The following is a 16,757-nucleotide window of genomic DNA, read 5'->3' as shown; positions in this document are numbered from 1 at the left end:
GCAGGATCAGGCGAGCAGCGAAGGCTTCAGCTGCTGCAGCCGGCCCAGCAGGCCGTTGATGAACGACGGCGACTCATCCGTGGAGAGGGTCTTGGCCAGGGCCACGGCCTCGCTGACGGCAACGCCGTCGGGAACGTCATCGTTGTAGAGCAGCTCCCAGGTGCCGATCCGCAGGATGATGCGGTCCACAGAGGGCATCCGCTCCAGGGTCCAGCCCTGTGAATAGGTTTCCAGGAATTCGTCGATCGCGCTCTGGTGGGAGACAACGCCTTCAACGATTTCGAGGGTGTACGGGTTGACGATCTGGTCCGTCTGTTCCCGGCGGGACTTCAGCACATCAAAAGCCGAAACGGAACGCTGTTCCGCCTCGAAGAGAACATCCAGGGCCCGGTTACGGGCCTTACCGCGTGCACTCACTAGTCGTTGACCCGGCCGAGGTAGCTGCCGTCACGGGTGTCGACCTTGACCTTGGTGTTGTTCTCAACGAACAGCGGCACCTGGATCTCGTAGCCGGTTTCAAGGGTGGCGGGCTTGGTGCCGGCCGAGGAGCGGTCGCCCTGCAGGCCCGGCTCCGTGTAGGTGATCTCGAGCACAACGCTCGGGGGAAGCTCGATGTAGAGCGGGTTGCCCTCGTGGATGGCGATGTTCACCATCTGGTTCTCCAGCATGAAGTTGGTGGCGTCACCGACCGTTGCGCCGGGGACCGTGAGCTGGTCGAAGTCGGAGGTGTCCATGAACACGAAGTCCGCGCCGTCCTGGTACAGGTACTGGTAGTCGCGGCGGTCAACCGTGGCGGTCTCGATCTTGAGTCCGGCGTTGAAGGTCTTGTCGACGACCTTGCCGGACATCACGTTACGCATCTTGGTGCGCACGAACGCGCCACCCTTGCCGGGCTTGACGTGCTGGAACTCGATGATGTTCCAGAGCTGGCCCTCCAGCTTCAGCACGGTTCCGTTCTTGATGTCGTTAGTGGTTGCCACTGTATCCTCTGGTTTCGTTTCTGGCTGCTTCTAGCTGCCAGCCGGTTTATGCCAGGCAAGCAGGCCGAATGGCCTGCCAGCGCGTATTTATCAAAAATCCAAGACTCATTCTACCGGTTTTGTGGGTCGGCCGCCGGACGCTCCCCTGCGGCACCTCCGCGGAGGGCCCGGCTGCACCGCCTCAGGAAGTTTGGTCCAGTACATGCCGGGCGCGCTGGACCGCCACGGTGGATGCGTAGATCAGGGCAGCGTCGGCCGATCCCGCAACGCTCAGGTCCAGCGCCTTGGTGAAGGATTCGACGGCGGAGGCGATGTTGCCGCTGGCGAAGTAGGACCTTCCGAGGTGCTGGCGGATGACCGCCTCATCCGGCGTGCCACGGGTCTCCGCCAGCAGTTGGCGAAACAGGTCCACGGCCCGGTCCAGCCGGTTCGAGACCCGCAGGACGTCCGCTTCGAAGATGCGCAGGCGCAGAGAGGAAGGATCGCTGTACCGGGCCTCGGCGAGCAGTTCGGCGGCGTCGGCGGGGTGACCTTCGACGAGCAGCACGAGGATCCGGTCACCGGGGTCGGTCGAGGCCGCCAACGCTGCGGCGACCGCGTCCTCGTTGACGATTTCCGGCACCAGGGTGTCGGGATTGATCTTGATGCCGGGAAACCCAGCATCCGGCCAGTCGCTGGTACCGCCGCGGAAGAAGGCCATCAGGAGGCGATCTCCTGGTACGCGGCGAACAGCAGGGACGTGTCCGGGACATCGAGGATGCCGGGGCGGGCCACGCCGTCGAGCACCACGAAGCGCAGCAGGTCACCGCGGGACTTTTTGTCCCGCCGCATGCCGTCGAGCAGGGCCTGCCAGCGGTCGCGCCGGTAGGTGATGGGCAGCCCCAGGCTCTCCAGGATGCTGCGGTGCCGGTCGGCGTCGGCGTCGCTGAGGCGCCCGACACTGCGGGCCAGCTCAGCGGCGAACATCATGCCGACGGAGACCGCGGCGCCGTGGCGCCACGAGTAGCGCTCGGCCAGTTCGATCGCGTGGCCCAGGGTGTGGCCGTAGTTGAGGATTTCGCGCTGGCCGGTTTCCTTGAGGTCATCGGAGACGACCCTGGCCTTCACCGTGATGGAGCGTTCGATGAGTTCCCGGACGGCCTCGGAGCGGGGGTCCGAGACGGCGGCCGGATCCTTTTCGATCAGGTCGAGGATGGCCGGGTCTGCGATGAAGCCGCATTTGATGACCTCGGCCATGCCGGAGATCATCTCGTTCTTGGGCAGGGTGTCCAGGGTGTCGAGGTCCGCGAGGACACCGGCAGGCGGGTGGAATGCACCCACGAGGTTCTTGCCTTCGGCGGTGTTGATGCCGGTCTTGCCGCCGACGGCGGCGTCCACCATGCCGAGCAGGCTGGTGGGCATGTGGATGACCTTGACGCCGCGCAGCCAGGTAGCGGCCACGAACCCGGCGAGGTCGGTCACGGCTCCGCCGCCGACGGCGACGACAGCGTCCGAACGGGTGAAGTCATTCTGGCCCAGCACCTGCCAGCAGAAGGAGGCCACCTCGATGTGCTTGCCTTCCTCGGCATCGGGGATCTCGGCGGTCAGCGCCGTGAAGCCGGCCGAGGCGAGTTCTTCCCTGACGGTGTCGCCGGTGAGGCGCAGTGCCCGCGGGTGGATGACCAGGACACGCTTGACCCGCTCCCCCAGCAGCCCGGGGAGGCCGGCCAGCAGGCCGCGGCCCACAACGACGTCGTAGTTCTCCCCGGGCGTCTGCCCGGTGACCTTGATGACGGTTGATTCGGTGCTCACTTTTCAACTTCCTTTGTCGCCGCTGGTGTGGGTACTGCCGCGCTTGCCGCGGCCCCATACCCGCGCAGCGCATCTTCAAGACGGTGTGCGATGTCCGCAACGGATCCGTTCCGCACATCGATGACCAGGTCGGCCAGCCGCTCGTAGACCGGCCGCCGGGTGGCGAACAGCGTCTTCCATCGTTCCCTGGCGTCTCCGGCCAGCAGTGGCCGCCCGGAATTCCTGCTGATCCGTTCCGCCACCGTGTCCGCGTCGCATTGGAGGTAGACCACGGTGCAGCGCTCCAGCAGTTGCTGGGTGCCGGAGTCCAGCACGGCGCCGCCGCCCAGTGAGATGACCGTATTGCTGCCCCGCCCGTCCTCGATGGCCCGTGCGACAGCCCTGGCTTCAAGCTCACGGAAGGCGTGCTCACCGCGGCTGGCGAAGATCTCCGCGATGGATCCGTGGGTGGCCGCCACCATAACGTCGGTGTCCACGAACGGGGCTCCGAGCTGCTGGGCAAGCTGGTGTCCGACGGCCGATTTACCGACCGCCATCGGCCCGATCAATGCGATGGGCCGGGCCGCCGTCCCGGCCGGGGCTGCCGGTGTTTCGGCCGGCACTAGTGCCCGATCGAGTCCAGGGACGCCGGAATGTTGTCCAGATAACCCTTGATGTTGCGTGCGGTTTCCTGCACGGAATCGCCGCCGAACTTTTCCGTGACCGCCTCGGCCAGGACGAGCGCCACCATGGCTTCTGCGACGACGCCGGCCGCGGGGACCGCACAGACGTCGGAGCGCTGGTGGTGGGCCTTGGCGGCCTCTCCGGTGCTGACGTCGACGGTCTTGAGGGCGCGCGGCACGGTGGCGATGGGCTTCATCGCGGCGCGGACGCGGAGCACGTCGCCGATGCTCATGCCGCCTTCGATGCCGCCGGCCCGGTTGGATGTGCGGATGATCCTGCCGTCGGCGTCTTTGACGATCTCGTCGTGGGCGGCCGAGCCGCGGCGGGACGCGGTGAGGAAGCCGTCGCCGACCTCGACGCCCTTGATGGCCTGGATGCCCATCAGGGCAGCCGCCAGCCGTGAATCGAGGCGCCGGTCCCAGTGGACGTAGCTGCCCAGTCCCGGCGGGAGTCCGTAGGCGAGGACCTCGACGACACCGCCGAGGGTTTCGCCTTCCTTGTGCGCGATGTCGACCTCGGCGACCATGGCGTCGGAGGTTTCGCGGTCGAAGCAGCGCAGCGGGTCAGCGTCGAGGGCCAGGACGTTGTCCGGGACCGGCAGCGGCCGGCCTTCCGGGACGGCGGTGCTGGCGATCGACACTGTGTGCGAGACGAGTTCGATGCCGAGCTGTTTGAGGAACGCGGAGGCGACGGTGCCCAGGGCCACACGGGTGGCTGTTTCGCGGGCGCTGGCGCGCTCCAGCACGGGCCGGGCCTCGTCGAAGCCGTATTTCTGCATGCCGGTGAAGTCCGCGTGGCCGGGCCGGGGGCGGGTCAGCGGGGCATTGCGGGCCTGGTCGGCGAGGATCTCCGGGTCCACGGGATCGGCAGACATGATCTGCTCCCACTTGGGCCATTCGGTGTTGCCGACCTGGATGGCGACGGGGCCCCCCTGGGTGATGCCGTGGCGGACGCCGCCGAGGATCGTGACCACGTCCTGCTCAAACTTCATCCGCGCTCCGCGGCCATAGCCGAGCCGGCGGCGGGCCAGCGAATCGGCGATCCGGGCGCTGGTGAGTTCCACACCGGCGGGCACGCCTTCAATAATTCCGACCAGTGCCGGGCCATGGGATTCTCCGGCAGTCAACCAACGCAACATAAAATCCATCCTGCCATGTAAGGCGGTTAGAACACCCGTCGGGGTGCCCCGACTGCGTCACACATCACATCTATGACTTCGGCCGGTACGGCGTCACCAAGGCCGGTGAAATGGCGGACCTGCTCCACGGCCTGGTAGATGAGCATCTCCAGACCGGGGATCACGGTGCCGCCGGCCTCCTGCCAGGCGGAGGCGATCCGGCTGGGCCAGGGGTCGTAGGCGACGTCCAGCAACACGCCGGGCCGGGGCGCTGCGGTTTTTCGGGATGGCCGGGCCGCGCGTTGCGCGAACAGCTCCACAAGGTCCCCCGCGAGCGGGTCCGCGGCGCGGGGCGGCAGCGTGGAGATGACGACGTCGGCCCCGGCGACGGCGGCAGCCGCTCCGGCCAGGGGAAGGACGCGGATGGGAAGGCCGAGGGCTGCGGCGGCGGCCCGTGCCTCCGCGGCGCGGGTGACGTCGCGGACGAAGATGTCAGCGTCCGGCGCGCCCAGTTCCTTCAGCGCCGCGATCGCCGCGGCCGAGGTGCCGCCGCCGCCCAGCACGACGGCGGTGGGCGCAGACGCGGCCCCCGCATGGCGGAGCGCGTTGACGATTCCGGCGACGTCGGTGTTGTAGCCGATCAGGCGCGTGGCGCCGGCGGTGTCTCCCGGGGCGGGGCGCTCGAACGCGACCGTGTTGATGACCCCGAGGTCGCGGGCCACGCCACGCACCTCATCCACCTCGCGGACCATGCCGGACTTCAGCGGCATGGTGACCGACAGCCCGCGCCAGCTCTCCCCCGCCCGCACGTCCTCCCGGACCCGGGCCATGAAGGCCGGCAGCGCGTCCTCGGTTACATCGACGGCCGAATAGTCCAGCGCCACACCGAGGTGGGCATAGGCGGCCCGGTGCAGCGCCGGTGACTTTGAGTGGCTGATCGGGTGCCCGAGCACGGCGGCCCGGAGCGTCATACGCAGCGGCCGGGGTTGGCCTCGCACCACGAGTTGTACTGGTCCACGTAGACGTTGTGCTCCGCCAGCGTCTTGGAAAACAACGTCTCCTTGGTGTCCAGGTTTATCGTCACCCAGTACAGGTAGTCGTTTGTCTTGGGCTTGGCGGCCGCATCAATCGCCGTCTTGCCCGGCGAGCCAATCGGCCCGACCGGAAGGCCCTGGTTGGCGTAGGTGTTGTACAGGTTGGACTTGTCGGCTTTCTGGGCCTCGTCGATGTGGAAGCTCTTGATGCCGAGCCCGTAGGTCACCGTGGCGTCGGACTGGATCAGCCCGTTGGTCTCGAGGTTGTCCGGCTTGAGGCGGTTGTAGATCGCGCCCGCCACATCGCCGTACTCCGCCTGGCCGCCCTCGGCCTGCACGATGCTAGCGACTGTGATGACGTCGTACTGCCTCGCGGGATCGGTGACGCCCTGGGAGGTGAGCTCGTCCAGGGTGGTCGTCACCAGCTTTTGCAGCACGTCCTTGGCCGGGGTGCCGAGCGGGAAGCGGTACTCGCCGGGCGCCAGGAAGCCTTCGAGGTTCGCAGCCTTGGCAGGAGCGCCGAACTGGGTGGGCGAGTCACTGAGCTCCTTGAGTTGCGCAACAGGTACTCCGGTGCCCTGGGAGATGGCCTGGAGCGATTCGCCGATCCTGAGTCCGGCGCTGAGCGCGAAGTACATGACCTTGCCCTGGTCCTTGTTCAGCAGCACGGCCACGGCGTCGGAGTTCTTCATTTCGTTGCGCATGGTGAAGTCTCCGGGCGCCAACGCCCCACCGGAGGCCAGGAATTCCCGCAGGAACGAGTCGGCGTCCGCCACCACGTTCTTGTCCTGGAGCTCGGTCGCCACGGACTTCGGCCCGGCGCCCGGGGGCACGGTGATGCTGACCTCGCCGGTTCCGGGACCCGGGTAGTCTGACGCCGCATCCCCGCCGAGGAGGGGTTTGAGGAACTGCGCGCCGACAACGATTGCAACAACAAAAACCGACAGGGTCAGGAGCAGCGCAAGGAAGCGGCGACGGCGTCGGCGGACCTTCTGGGACGGGCCTTTGGGCGTGGGGATAGCGGCACCTCCGGCCAATACAACATGGCCCTCTTCCTCGTGGTCTTCGGCAGGGCGGCTGTCCGCTTCGTGGTAAACATAGCGGGCGTCGCTGTCAGGATGGACGGCGTGGCCTTCGTGAGCCTGGGCGTCATGTGGGGGGTCGTGGTCCAGAACGTCGTCCAGGCTGTGGAAGACGTCCTCACGGGCACCACCACCGGCGTACCCGTGCACGGGATCGACGTGCACGGGATCGTCATGCACGGTGGGGGCTGCCGCGGGCTGGTCCGGCGCGTCGGCAGGCGGGGCGTCGGCAGGCGGGGCGTCGGCAGGCGGGGCGTCCTCGCCGGTCTCGACAACCCGCGGCGGGATAACGTCCTCACCCTCGGCCCCCTGGACCTGCTGTTGGGCCCTGAGCTCTTTACGGGTCAGCGGCTGGCCGGCGCGGCCGAAAACTTCACCGGAGGCGTCGTCACTGTTGACCGGGCTCACTGTAGCCTTCCATTTCGGGCAGAATGCGTTGCGCAGAATACGTGTCCACTGCCGGCCCGGCCTGAGCGCCGTCCCCGGTTGGCCCCGGCGTGGACTCCGCGTAAACGCGGACTCCGACTTCCGTTCCCCTGGCCTTCTGTATATCAAGTGCATGTTGCAGGATACCTGCCGCTGCAACCTGATCAACTACTTTACGATGATGTCGGCTGCTCATGCCAGCCTCGTGCAGGCTCCGGTGGGCCGACACGGTACTCAGGCGCTCGTCGACCATCCGGACCGGAACATCGGACCCGCACTCCTCCAGTTTACCCGCGAGTAGTTTCGCATAGTCCGTTGCCATCCGGGCCGAGGCATGTTCCTCGCCCTTCATCGTGCGCGGCAGGCCGACAAAAATCTCCACGACGCCGAGGTCCACGGCCAGGGCCGCGAGGATCCGCACGTCGGTGTTCTTCTTCGCGTTCCGTTCCAGGGTGCGCAGGGGGGTGGCCAGGATGCCGTCACGGTCGCAGAGCGCCACGCCGACCCTGACAGTGCCGACGTCTACCCCGAGCTTGACGCCCTGGGGGTAGCCGCCGGGCTCCACAGCTACGTTCATGGGTTGTCCATTATCGCCGGGTGATGGCGTCCACGACGGCAGCGAGTGCCGCGCCGACCTTGGTGGCGTCCGTCCCGCCGCCCTGGGCGACGTCGTCCTTGCCGCCACCGCCGCCGCCGAGGATACCGGCGGCGAGGCGCACCAGGGCACCTGCCTTGACACCGGCTGAACGGCCAGCTTCGTTGGTGGCGATCAGGATCACGGGACGGTCATTGCTGACACCGGCGACTGCGACGGCGGCCGGCTCGGAACCGAGCCGCGTCCGCAGGTCCAGTGCCAGGCCGCGGAGGTCATCCGCGCCGCTGACCTGGCCGGCGTCGTGCGCGATCACCTTGACGCCGGCGGCGTCCTTGGCGGTGCCCACAAGCTGCGCGGCTGCGGCCGTCAGCTGCTCCTTGCGCAGGCGCTCGAGTTCCTTCTCGGCAGTTTTGAGTTTGGTGAGCGTGGTGGCGATCCGGTCCGCGAGGAGACTGGAAGGAACCTTGAGTAAATCGGTAAGTTCGGTGACAAGGGCGCGTTCGGCGGCGAGGTGCCGGAAGGCGTCCATACCGACGAACGCCTCGACGCGGCGGTTTCCCGACCCGACGGACTGTTCCCCGAGCAGCGAGAGGCTGCCGATCAGCGAGGTGTTCCCGACGTGCGTGCCGCCGCAAAGCTCGCGGGACCAGGCGCCGTCGATCTCCACAACGCGGACTTCGTTGCCGTAGTTCTCGCCGAAGAGTGCCATAGCGCCGAGTTCCTTGGCCTCGGCGAGGCCCATGATCCTGGTCTCCACCCGGTAGTTGTTGCGGATGGCGATGTTGGAGACTTCTTCGATTTCTGAGCGGGTGGCCGGGCTCAGGCCCTCACCCCAGGCGAAGTCGAAGCGCAGGTAGCCGGCCTTGTTGAAGGAGCCGCGCTGCAGCGCTTCCGGGCCGAGGATCTGGTGCAGGGCCGCGTGCACGATGTGGGTGCCGGTGTGGGCCTGCTCGGCGGCGTGCCGGCGTTCCCGGTCCACGGCTGCCTGGACGAGTGAGTCTGCGCCGATTTCGCCCTCCCGGACGATTGCCTTGTGCACGCTCAAGCCCTTGATGGGGCGCTGGACGTCCAGGACCTCGACGATGAAGCCGTCGCCGGTGATCAGTCCGGTGTCCGCGGCCTGGCCGCCGGCCTCGGCGTAGAACGGGGTCTCGGCCAGGACGAGCTCGATTTCGTCGCCTGTGGAGGCCTGGGAGACCTTGCGCCCGGCGGCGAGGATGCCGCGGACCTTGGACTCGCCCCTGAGCTCGGTGTAGCCGGTGAAGACGGTTTCCCCGGCGGACAGCAGCTCCTGGAAGGCGCTGAGATCAGCGTGGGAGCCCTTCTTGCCCTTGGCATCGGCCTGGGCGCGCTGGCGCTGTTCGAGCATGAGCTTGCGGAATTCGGGCTCGTCGACCTTCAGTCCGGCCTCTTCCGCCATTTCGAGGGTGAGGTCGATCGGGAAGCCGTAGGTGTCGTGCAGGGCAAAGGCGTCGGCGCCGGAGAGCGCCCGGCCGGCGGCCTGGGACTCCTTGACTGCGTCCTCAAGGCGGGCCGTGCCGGAGGCGATGGTGCGCAGGAACGCCTTCTCCTCGGCGTAGGCGATCCGGCTGATCCGGTCGAAGTCGGTCTCCACGATCGGGTAGACGCCCTTCATGGCGTCGCGGGAGGCGGGCAGCAGTTCCGGCAGGCAGGCCCTTTCGACGCCGAGCAGGCGCATGGAGCGCACGGCGCGGCGGATCAGGCGGCGCAGCACGTAGCCGCGGCCTTCGTTGGAGGGGGTGACGCCGTCGGCGATCAGCATCAGGGAGGAACGGATGTGGTCGGCGACAACGCGCATCCGGACGTCGTCGGTGTGGTGCGGGTCCTCGGCGGACTCGGCCGAGGTGTACTCCCGGCCGGAGAGCACCGCGGCCCGGTCGATGACGGGGCGGAGCTGGTCGGTCTCGTACATGTTCTCGACGTCCTGGAGGATCATCGCGAGACGTTCCATGCCAAGGCCGGTGTCGATGTTCTTCTTGGGCAGTTCGCCGGTGATGTCGAAGTCCACCTTCGAGCGCACGTTGTCGATCTGGTACTGCATGAACACGAGGTTCCAGATTTCCACGTAGCGGTTCTCGTCCGCGATCGGACCGCCCTCGACGCCGTAGGCGGGGCCTCGGTCGTAGTAGATCTCGGAGCAGGGGCCGGCCGGGCCCGGCTGTCCGGTGGACCAGTAGTTGTCCGCCTTGCCCATCCGCTGGATCCGTTCGGACGGCATCCCCGTGTTCTTGAGCCAGAGCTGCTCGGCCTCGTCGTCCTCTTCGTAGACGGTGACCCAGAGACGCTCGGGCGGCAGGCCGTAGCCGCCGTCGTCAACGTTCGTGGTGAGCAGTTCCCACGCGAACTTGATGGCGTCTTCCTTGAAGTAATCGCCGAACGAGAAGTTGCCGCACATCTGGAAGAAGGTGCCGTGGCGTGCGGTCTTGCCGACTTCCTCGATGTCGCCGGTCCGGATGCACTTCTGCACGCTGGTGGCGCGCTTGTAGGGGGCTTCCTCCCGGGCGGTCAGGTAAGGGATGAACGGGACCATACCGGCCACCGTGAACAGCAGGGAAGGGTCGCTGGAGACCAGGGAAGCGGAGGGAACCGCGGTGTGGCCCTTGCTGACAAAAAAGTCGATCCAGCGCTTAGTGATCTCCTGCGACTTCATGAGCTGATTACGTACCCTTCAATATTCACTGCGTCTGTTGTTGCGTCTGCGGTTGCGCGTGTGGTCCACGGGAACGGTGTGGTCCCGGCCATCGGCCGTGCCGGCGGCCCTGAAGCAGGTGCCGCCGTCTTTCAATTCTCTCCCGGCTAGCGCCGGACTGCATCCCGGCCGGCACTGCCGCGGCCGATGGCCTTTTCCAGGCCGGCATCAATGCCCAAAGCCCCTCGGAGTTCCGTCTCGCGCTCGTTCATGCCTTCGCGGACGGAGTCGGCGAAGTCGTACAGGCCGTCGGCGAACCGCCCGGCGGCCCGGTTGAGGCCCTCCGGGCCCAGGTTGGACTGCGCCTCGGTGATCTTGCGGAACGCGATGACGCCGATGGCGACGCCGATTCCCATCCAGATGATTCTGTTCATGTCAGGTTCTCCAGCGGGGATCAGCGGCTGCGGCGGCCGGTGGCGGGCTTTTTACGGGCGGTGAAGGCCGAACGGACGCCGTAGCTGAAGGAGGCGACCTTAATCAGGGGCGAACCCACCGTGGCGGCCACCAGCGAGGACAGCGCCGAGATGTTGGCCGACGCGTCGGAGACGTTGTTCGCGATCCCGTCGACCTTCTTCAGCTGCTCGTTGGTGGTGGAGACGGTCGCCGTGACTTCGTCCATGAGCGGGGTCGCGCCGTCGCTGAGGGAACGGATCGAGGTCCGGACTTCGTCGAACACTCCCCCGAGCTTCAAAATCGGCACGGCGAGCAGCAGGACCAGCAGTGCAAACACTCCGGCCGCGATCAGGCCGGCAATATCGCCACCAGTCATAGTCGTTCATCTCCTTGTTGCGTCGTTTCCCTGCGGGCTCCTCCGGCTGACACAGCCGGCAACCGCAGAACTCCCCCAAGTACCTTACATACAAAGAAGCCCGCGGCGCGTGCCACGGGCTTCTTTGTAAGGTGTCGCGTTGGATCTAGCGTGCGTAGAATTCCACGACGAGCTGCTCTTCGCAGGTCACGGGGACCTCGGAGCGCTTGGGGCGACGGACCAGGCGTGCCTGCAGGGCGTCAAGCTTGACGTCCAGGTAGGCCGGAACCATCGGCAGGACGTCGCGGTGTGCGCCGGCTGCTGCGACCTGGAACGGAGCCATCGATTCGCTGCGGCTGTGAACGTGGACCAGCTGGCCCTCAGCGACGCGGAACGACGGGCGGTCAACGCGGATGCCGTCGACCAGGATGTGGCGGTGGACAACCAGCTGGCGGGCAGAGGCGATGGTGCGGGCGAAGCCGGCACGCAGCACGAGGGCGTCGAGACGCATCTCGAGCAGTTCGATCAGGTTTTCACCGGTCAGGCCCTTGGTGCGGCGTGCTTCTTCGAATGCACGGGTCATCTGGGCTTCGCGGATGCCGTACTGGGCGCGCAGACGCTGCTTTTCGCGCAGACGTACGGCGTAGTCGGAGTCCTGCTTCTTGCGGGCACGGCCATGCTCACCGGGGCCGTACGGGCGGCGCTCCATGTACTTGGCGGCCTTGGGGGTCAGAGCAATGCCGAGGGCACGCGAAAGGCGTGCGGTTCGGCGAGCACGAGTGTTGTTAGCCACTTGTGTCCTTCCAATATCTGCGGTGTGTCAGTGTTACTGGCCTCCATAATGGAGAGCATCGGCCAACCGCTGCCTTTTGCTACTGGGCACAGGGCAAACCCACCTTCACATCAACGCAACAGCGTGTGATGCTGAAATCAGTGGATTGTGCGTCCGCGCCTTGCCAGACAACGAACAACCTTACCATGTCGGGGGCGGCGGGCCGTCAGGTCCTGGCATGCACCCCCCGCCCGCTGCGCCGCCCGAAGGATGCCGCCCCGAGGAATTCGACCGCCACGAACGGGTCGGGTCCCGCAACCCATTCGTCGTGGCCGGGCGGAATCGCGAAGGTATCGTTGGCGCGGATGGTGGAGCGCAACCCTTCCGGGGATTCCACTTCCATCACCCCGGAGATGCAGAACCCGAGATGGTGGTGTTCGCAGAGCTCGGTCTGCTCGAAGGCTCTGATGGACTGGGACCACCGCCAGCCCGGGCCCAGGATCAGCCGCGCCACCGAGTAGTCGTTCACTGTGACGAGATCGAATTCGGCGTTGTCAGGGCACCGTTTCCTGTCCGGAGATCAAAGGACTTAACGGCCAGGGCTGTGACGAAATTGACAGGCATGGGGCACGACCTTGCAACTGGGGCGACGAAGCGTTGCATAGAGACAGACTCTTGATGTGCCGGCCGCCAGCCTGAGGTCCGGGAGGCGAAGAGCCGGCACTATGTGCTGCTGTCCCCGACCAGGCACGCACGTTCAGCAGGTCCTTGCTGACATAACTCCACGTTAGATCTCAAGGACCGTAAGTCAACGGGCAGTTTCCGGACCCGCGGCTCACTTGCCCCGGATGATCCGGCGCAGCCGTTCCAGCCGGGTGGAGATGTCCCGTTCGGCGCCGTTGGCGGTCGGCTCGTAGTAGTTGCGCCCCACGAGGTCGTCCGGCGGGTACTGCTGGGTGGCCACAGAGTGGGGCGCGTCATGGGCGTATTTGTAGCCTTTCCCGTGGCCCAGTTGCTTGGACCCCGGGTAATGGGCATCGCGCAGGTGGGCGGGAATGCCGTTGCCAAGCCCGGCGCGGACGTCGGCGATCGCCTGGTTGATCCCCAGGTAAGCGGCGTTGGATTTAGGTGCGGTGGCGAGGTGGACCACGGCCTCGGCCAGGATGATGCGGCCCTCGGGCATGCCAATCAGCTGGACGGCCTGGGCTGCGGCGACGGCGGTCTGCAGCGCCGTGGGGTCTGCCATTCCGATGTCCTCGGCTGCTGAGATGACGATGCGGCGGGCCACGAACTTCGGGTCCTCCCCGGCCTCCAGCATCCGTGCCAGATAGTGCAGGGCGGCGTCGACGTCGGATCCCCGGATGGATTTGATGAAGGCGCTGGCGACGTCGTAGTGCTGGTCGCCGGCACGGTCGTAGCGCACGGACGCGACATCGAGGGCACGTTCCGTGTGCTTGAGTTCGATCTTCACCGGAGCTTCCCCGGCCGCGGCGGGAGCTGCGCCGGCCACGACTGCGCCTGCTCCGGCTGTGTCGGGGTTGTCGACGTCGCCGAAGGCGACGCCGGCCGCCGCTTCGAGCGCGGTCAGTGCGCGGCGGGCGTCCCCTCCGGAGAGCCGGACCAGGTGCGCCAGGGCCTCGTCGCTGAGCTGGACTTTGCCGCCGAGCCCGCGGGCGTCAGCGGCGGCCCGCAGCAGCAGGGCCTCGACGTCGGCGTCGGTGAGCGGTTTGAGGGTCAGCAGCAGGGACCGGGAAAGCAGCGGGGAGACAACGGAGAAGGAGGGGTTTTCGGTGGTCGCGGCGACCAGGACCACCCAGCGGTTCTCGACGCCGGGCAGCAGCGCGTCCTGCTGGGCCTTGTTGAAGCGGTGGATCTCGTCCAGGAACAGCACGGTGGTGGTCTTGAAGAGGTCGCGGGCGGTGAGGGCTTCGTCCATGACGCGGCGGACATCCTTGACGCCGGCGGTGATGGCGGAGAGCTCGACGAATTTCCGGCCGGGGCCCTTGGCGATCACGTGCGCGAGCGTGGTTTTGCCGGTGCCGGGAGGCCCCCAGAGAATCAGCGAACTGGGACCCGCGGGGCCGGTGGCGTCCGTGCCGGCGGCGAGCTGGCGCAGCGGCGAGCCCTGTCCGAGGAGGTGCTGCTGGCCCACCACGTCATCGAGCGTCCGCGGCCGCATCCGGACCGCGAGCGGGCTGCGCGGCGAGGAGGCGCGGCCCTCCCCCGGTTCCTCGGCGTCGCCGTCATCCTCGATAGCGCCGCCGCTGTCCCGTCCTGCGCCAAAGAGATCATCCACATAGATAGGCTACTTCTAGTTCCCGCCCGCCCCGACACCCTCACAACGGAGACCCGCGCCATGACAACCCCCGAGACCCGTGTGGCGTTCGTCTCCGGCGCCCGGCTGCCGGGCTGGGTGGAGCGCTTCGCCGCGAGCCACGGCCCCCTGGCTGAGGAGGAACTCGACGGCGGGCTGCAGCTGAGCGCCGGGGACGGGGCCGTGGCCCTGCTGCAACCGCCGTGGCCGGTGGACGGTCGTCCCGGGCGCGGTAGCGACGCCGTCGCCCGCCTCGCTTCCCTCGCGTCCCAGCCGCGGAGTATCGGGGCCGTGCTGGTCCGGCGCGGAGGTTATTCCGTGGCGGTGGTCAGCGGCGGGGCGGTGCTCGCGTCCAAGACCGGCACGCGGCATGTCCAGTCACGGACGGCTGCCGGAGGCTGGTCCCAGCAGCGGTTTGCCCGGCGGCGGGCGAACCAGGCCGATGCCCTGGTGGAGGCTGTGGCGGACCATGCCGCCCGGATCTTCGCGGATCACCGGATCGAGTACCTGGCGCCCGGCGGCGACCGGACCCTGGCCGAACAGGTCCTCGCCGAACCGGTGCTGAAACAGTACGCCGCACGGCCGAAGCTCGCGTTTCTGGACGTCCCGGACCCGCGCGCCGCGGTCCTGAAGAAGGCCGCCGCGGACCTGTGCGCGGTCCGGATCCAGGTCACGGACCCGCCGGCGTAGGAACGGCTAGTTCCTGGCGGGCGGTGCGGCGGGCGGTGCGGCGGGCGGGACAGTGAGCGGGGCGGCGCAGCGGAACCCGATGTGGCTCATCCCGGTGTCGATCATCTGCGGGCCGCGGCCTGCGGGCGGCGGCCTGCGGGCCGGTAGCGCAGGCAGTAGCTGTCGGCGCGGGAGTCTCTCCACGGCCTGGTCGATGCCGAAGCTCGCGGCACGCTGGCGCGGTGGGAACTCCTCGAAGGTGGCAAGGAACTGCGACATCAGCGACTGGGCGGCGAAGACGACGTGGGCGTTTTTGAACAGCCAGTCGTAGTACGTGTTTGAGCCCTATTCCATAATTTCTTTCCCCATGCAAACAGATCAGGACGCCTGTCCGGCGACGGCGCAGCCCACGGTAAGAGGCAGGCCAACAGCACTGTTTGCATCCTGGGCACCATCAGCACGCCGATTGCTCGATCAAATGGATCAAATGGATCAAGCGAGTGTACTCCCCGCATGTCAGGACACTCCGAAGAGCCCGCAGCCGTTGGGCGGGGAGGAAACCACCGCCTAAAGGCTGGGCTGACTATTTCTCCGGGGTTGAACGAAGGCGAGACGCCAAAACGACGCCCCCAACGATCTGCAGAAGACTCACGGCTCGCGTTAATCCGGGATGATCAGCCCACATACGCATGCACTTACGCCACGGCTCCGGGCCCGACTCCCACCGGGTCGAGTGCTGCACCGGAAACAACACTCCGAGGACACCGTCACCGATGGCCATCATCGCTACAGACTCCGCAATAAGAACTTTCATGAGATGCCTCCGTGAAATGTGGCCGTCGACGGCTGGTCCGGCAATCTGGCCGACAGGGCGCGCCTGCGCCTATTGCCTCCGATTGTTCTCCGGCAGCGGTCAGGGCTCCCAGTGCTGAAAGGCCGCTGTCCCCTGTCCCCTGTCCCCTGTCCCCTGTCCCCTGTCGGGAAGGGAACCGAACCCACCAAGTAATCCCGAGACAGAACCGCCGTCGTCCGTTATCTATCGCAGCACGTGGACGTCCGTATCCTGCCCGGACCTCTATGACTAAATGTGCTTGAGATACCGCTCCGGCGAGTCCATGAACGAGCGCCAGTTCGTGACCAGATCCAGTTCCGCCCAGGCCCTTGGCCGTAGGCCCCAGGGCCCTACTTCCAGAATCTGCGCACCAGGAAGGGCTGCGAGCACCGGTGAGTGGGTGGACAGAATGACCTGGGAATTTCCGGCCTGCAGAAGGTCTTTCAGGACAGCCAGAAGGGTGAGGCATCCGGTGAAGGACAATGCAGATTCGGGCTCATCGAGCACCCACAGCCCTGACCCCCGGAACCGGTCGACCGCCAGCTCCAAGAACGACTCGCCGTGGGACATGTTGTGGAATGAAATGTCGGGACCGGAAGTGCTCGGGTTCTTTTCGAGGTAGGTGAAGAAACCATGCATGGTTTCCGCCCGAAGAAAGTAGCCCCGTCTGGTGGCGCCGGCGTTCCGGACTAGCTGCAGGTGATCGGCGAGCACGGACTCCGTAGACCGGGTGGTGTGCCGCGCACCGGTTGACCCGCCTTCGGGAGACAACCCGTACGCCAGTGCGATGGCCTCCACGAGGGTTGATTTTCCTGACCCGTTTTCACCGACCAGGATGGTCGCGGCCGTCAGATCGAGTCCCTGATCCAGGACTTGGGCGACGGGCGGCAGTGCTGCTGGCCACTGCCGGCGGTCCAGGACGTTGGCGGGATCCTCTGCAAGCCGTCGGATCGGATAGTTCAGGAGGGGCATGCGCCCATTCTTGCAGGCAACGCGCCAGGCCCGGGGCGCGCCGGATGCTTCT

The 16,757-nt window shown here is 66.9% G+C and carries 17 protein-coding genes; 1 reads left to right on the top strand and 16 read right to left on the bottom strand.

Translation table 11 applies throughout. The annotated features are described in order from the left end of the window. Nucleotides 1-6: 6 nt before the first annotated feature. The 15 genes from nusB to ACZYX4_RS08610 form a co-directional block, all read right to left on the bottom strand. Nucleotides 7-417, bottom strand: a complete 411-nt coding sequence (nusB, locus tag ACZYX4_RS08680) for a transcription antitermination factor NusB (RefSeq protein WP_069951903.1) — start codon at nucleotides 415-417, stop codon at nucleotides 7-9. Further along, nucleotides 417-980 (bottom strand): elongation factor P, encoded by a 564-nt coding sequence (efp, locus tag ACZYX4_RS08675; RefSeq protein ID WP_024368580.1) that lies wholly within the window; start codon nucleotides 978-980, stop codon nucleotides 417-419. The genes nusB and efp overlap by 1 nt, the downstream gene beginning before the upstream one ends. A gap of 181 nt (nucleotides 981-1,161) precedes the next feature. Then, entirely contained in the window at nucleotides 1,162-1,680 is a 519-nt protein-coding gene (locus ACZYX4_RS08670; protein WP_463875136.1) for a tetratricopeptide repeat protein, read from the bottom strand. Next, entirely contained in the window at nucleotides 1,680-2,771 is a 1,092-nt protein-coding gene (gene aroB, locus ACZYX4_RS08665; protein WP_463875135.1) for a 3-dehydroquinate synthase, read from the bottom strand. The genes ACZYX4_RS08670 and aroB overlap by 1 nt, the downstream gene beginning before the upstream one ends. Next, on the bottom strand, nucleotides 2,768-3,373 hold the full coding sequence (locus ACZYX4_RS08660) for a shikimate kinase (protein WP_463875134.1): 606 nt from the start codon (nucleotides 3,371-3,373) through the stop codon (nucleotides 2,768-2,770). The genes aroB and ACZYX4_RS08660 overlap by 4 nt, the downstream gene beginning before the upstream one ends. Next, nucleotides 3,373-4,572 carry a chorismate synthase gene (aroC, locus tag ACZYX4_RS08655; RefSeq protein ID WP_463875132.1) on the bottom strand — a complete coding sequence of 400 codons (1,200 nt, stop codon included), beginning with the start codon at nucleotides 4,570-4,572 and terminating at the stop codon, nucleotides 3,373-3,375. Before aroC ends, ACZYX4_RS08660 begins: the two co-directional genes overlap by 1 nt. A gap of 26 nt (nucleotides 4,573-4,598) precedes the next feature. Further along, the gene (locus ACZYX4_RS08650; protein ID WP_463875131.1) at nucleotides 4,599-5,522 is read right to left on the bottom strand and encodes a shikimate dehydrogenase; all 924 of its coding nucleotides are present in this window, start codon (nucleotides 5,520-5,522) and stop codon (nucleotides 4,599-4,601) included. After that, nucleotides 5,519-7,075, bottom strand: coding sequence for an endolytic transglycosylase MltG (locus ACZYX4_RS08645; RefSeq protein WP_463875130.1), 1,557 nt, complete (start codon nucleotides 7,073-7,075; stop codon nucleotides 5,519-5,521). The genes ACZYX4_RS08650 and ACZYX4_RS08645 overlap by 4 nt, the downstream gene beginning before the upstream one ends. Continuing rightward, nucleotides 7,056-7,670 (bottom strand): Holliday junction resolvase RuvX, encoded by a 615-nt coding sequence (gene ruvX / locus ACZYX4_RS08640; protein WP_463875128.1) that lies wholly within the window; start codon nucleotides 7,668-7,670, stop codon nucleotides 7,056-7,058. Before ruvX ends, ACZYX4_RS08645 begins: the two co-directional genes overlap by 20 nt. A gap of 10 nt (nucleotides 7,671-7,680) precedes the next feature. Further along, entirely contained in the window at nucleotides 7,681-10,359 is a 2,679-nt protein-coding gene (alaS, locus tag ACZYX4_RS08635; RefSeq protein WP_463875127.1) for an alanine--tRNA ligase, read from the bottom strand. 146 nt (nucleotides 10,360-10,505) lie between these two features. Next, the gene (locus ACZYX4_RS08630) at nucleotides 10,506-10,772 is read right to left on the bottom strand and encodes a DUF6167 family protein (RefSeq protein WP_463875126.1); all 267 of its coding nucleotides are present in this window, start codon (nucleotides 10,770-10,772) and stop codon (nucleotides 10,506-10,508) included. Nucleotides 10,773-10,792: 20 nt separating this feature from the next. After that, nucleotides 10,793-11,167 carry a DUF948 domain-containing protein gene (locus ACZYX4_RS08625; protein WP_463875125.1) on the bottom strand — a complete coding sequence of 125 codons (375 nt, stop codon included), beginning with the start codon at nucleotides 11,165-11,167 and terminating at the stop codon, nucleotides 10,793-10,795. A 145-nt stretch (nucleotides 11,168-11,312) separates the two neighbouring features. After that, nucleotides 11,313-11,939 carry a 30S ribosomal protein S4 gene (rpsD, locus tag ACZYX4_RS08620; RefSeq protein WP_463875123.1) on the bottom strand — a complete coding sequence of 209 codons (627 nt, stop codon included), beginning with the start codon at nucleotides 11,937-11,939 and terminating at the stop codon, nucleotides 11,313-11,315. Nucleotides 11,940-12,144: 205 nt separating this feature from the next. After that, nucleotides 12,145-12,447 carry a cupin domain-containing protein gene (locus ACZYX4_RS08615; RefSeq protein WP_463875122.1) on the bottom strand — a complete coding sequence of 101 codons (303 nt, stop codon included), beginning with the start codon at nucleotides 12,445-12,447 and terminating at the stop codon, nucleotides 12,145-12,147. A gap of 306 nt (nucleotides 12,448-12,753) precedes the next feature. Further along, nucleotides 12,754-14,214 carry a replication-associated recombination protein A gene (locus ACZYX4_RS08610; RefSeq protein ID WP_463875121.1) on the bottom strand — a complete coding sequence of 487 codons (1,461 nt, stop codon included), beginning with the start codon at nucleotides 14,212-14,214 and terminating at the stop codon, nucleotides 12,754-12,756. A 60-nt stretch (nucleotides 14,215-14,274) separates the two neighbouring features. On the opposite strand from ACZYX4_RS08610, the gene ACZYX4_RS08605 reads away from it, so the two are divergent. Continuing rightward, entirely contained in the window at nucleotides 14,275-14,922 is a 648-nt protein-coding gene (locus ACZYX4_RS08605; RefSeq protein WP_463875120.1) for an acVLRF1 family peptidyl-tRNA hydrolase, read from the top strand. Nucleotides 14,923-15,982: 1,060 nt separating this feature from the next. Here the strand turns inward: ACZYX4_RS08605 and ACZYX4_RS08600 are convergent. Beyond that, nucleotides 15,983-16,705 carry an AAA family ATPase gene (locus ACZYX4_RS08600; RefSeq protein WP_463875119.1) on the bottom strand — a complete coding sequence of 241 codons (723 nt, stop codon included), beginning with the start codon at nucleotides 16,703-16,705 and terminating at the stop codon, nucleotides 15,983-15,985. Between the last annotated feature and the right edge of the window lie 52 nt (nucleotides 16,706-16,757).

The sequence above is a fragment of the Pseudarthrobacter leeuwenhoeki genome, assembly GCF_055412885.1.
This window is presented reverse-complemented; position numbering and strand designations above follow the sequence as displayed.

Coding starts and splice junctions, on each gene's coding strand:
- ACZYX4_RS08670 (WP_463875136.1), bottom strand. CDS start 1,680: ATGGCCTTCTTCCGCGGCGGTACCAGCGACTGGCCGGATGCTGGGTTT.
- aroC (WP_463875132.1), bottom strand. CDS start 4,572: ATGTTGCGTTGGTTGACTGCCGGAGAATCCCATGGCCCGGCACTGGTC.
- ACZYX4_RS08650 (WP_463875131.1), bottom strand. CDS start 5,522: ATGACGCTCCGGGCCGCCGTGCTCGGGCACCCGATCAGCCACTCAAAG.
- ruvX (WP_463875128.1), bottom strand. CDS start 7,670: ATGAACGTAGCTGTGGAGCCCGGCGGCTACCCCCAGGGCGTCAAGCTC.
- alaS (WP_463875127.1), bottom strand. CDS start 10,359: ATGAAGTCGCAGGAGATCACTAAGCGCTGGATCGACTTTTTTGTCAGC.
- ACZYX4_RS08630 (WP_463875126.1), bottom strand. CDS start 10,772: ATGAACAGAATCATCTGGATGGGAATCGGCGTCGCCATCGGCGTCATC.
- ACZYX4_RS08625 (WP_463875125.1), bottom strand. CDS start 11,167: ATGACTGGTGGCGATATTGCCGGCCTGATCGCGGCCGGAGTGTTTGCA.
- ACZYX4_RS08605 (WP_463875120.1), top strand. CDS start 14,275: ATGACAACCCCCGAGACCCGTGTGGCGTTCGTCTCCGGCGCCCGGCTG.
- ACZYX4_RS08600 (WP_463875119.1), bottom strand. CDS start 16,705: ATGCCCCTCCTGAACTATCCGATCCGACGGCTTGCAGAGGATCCCGCC.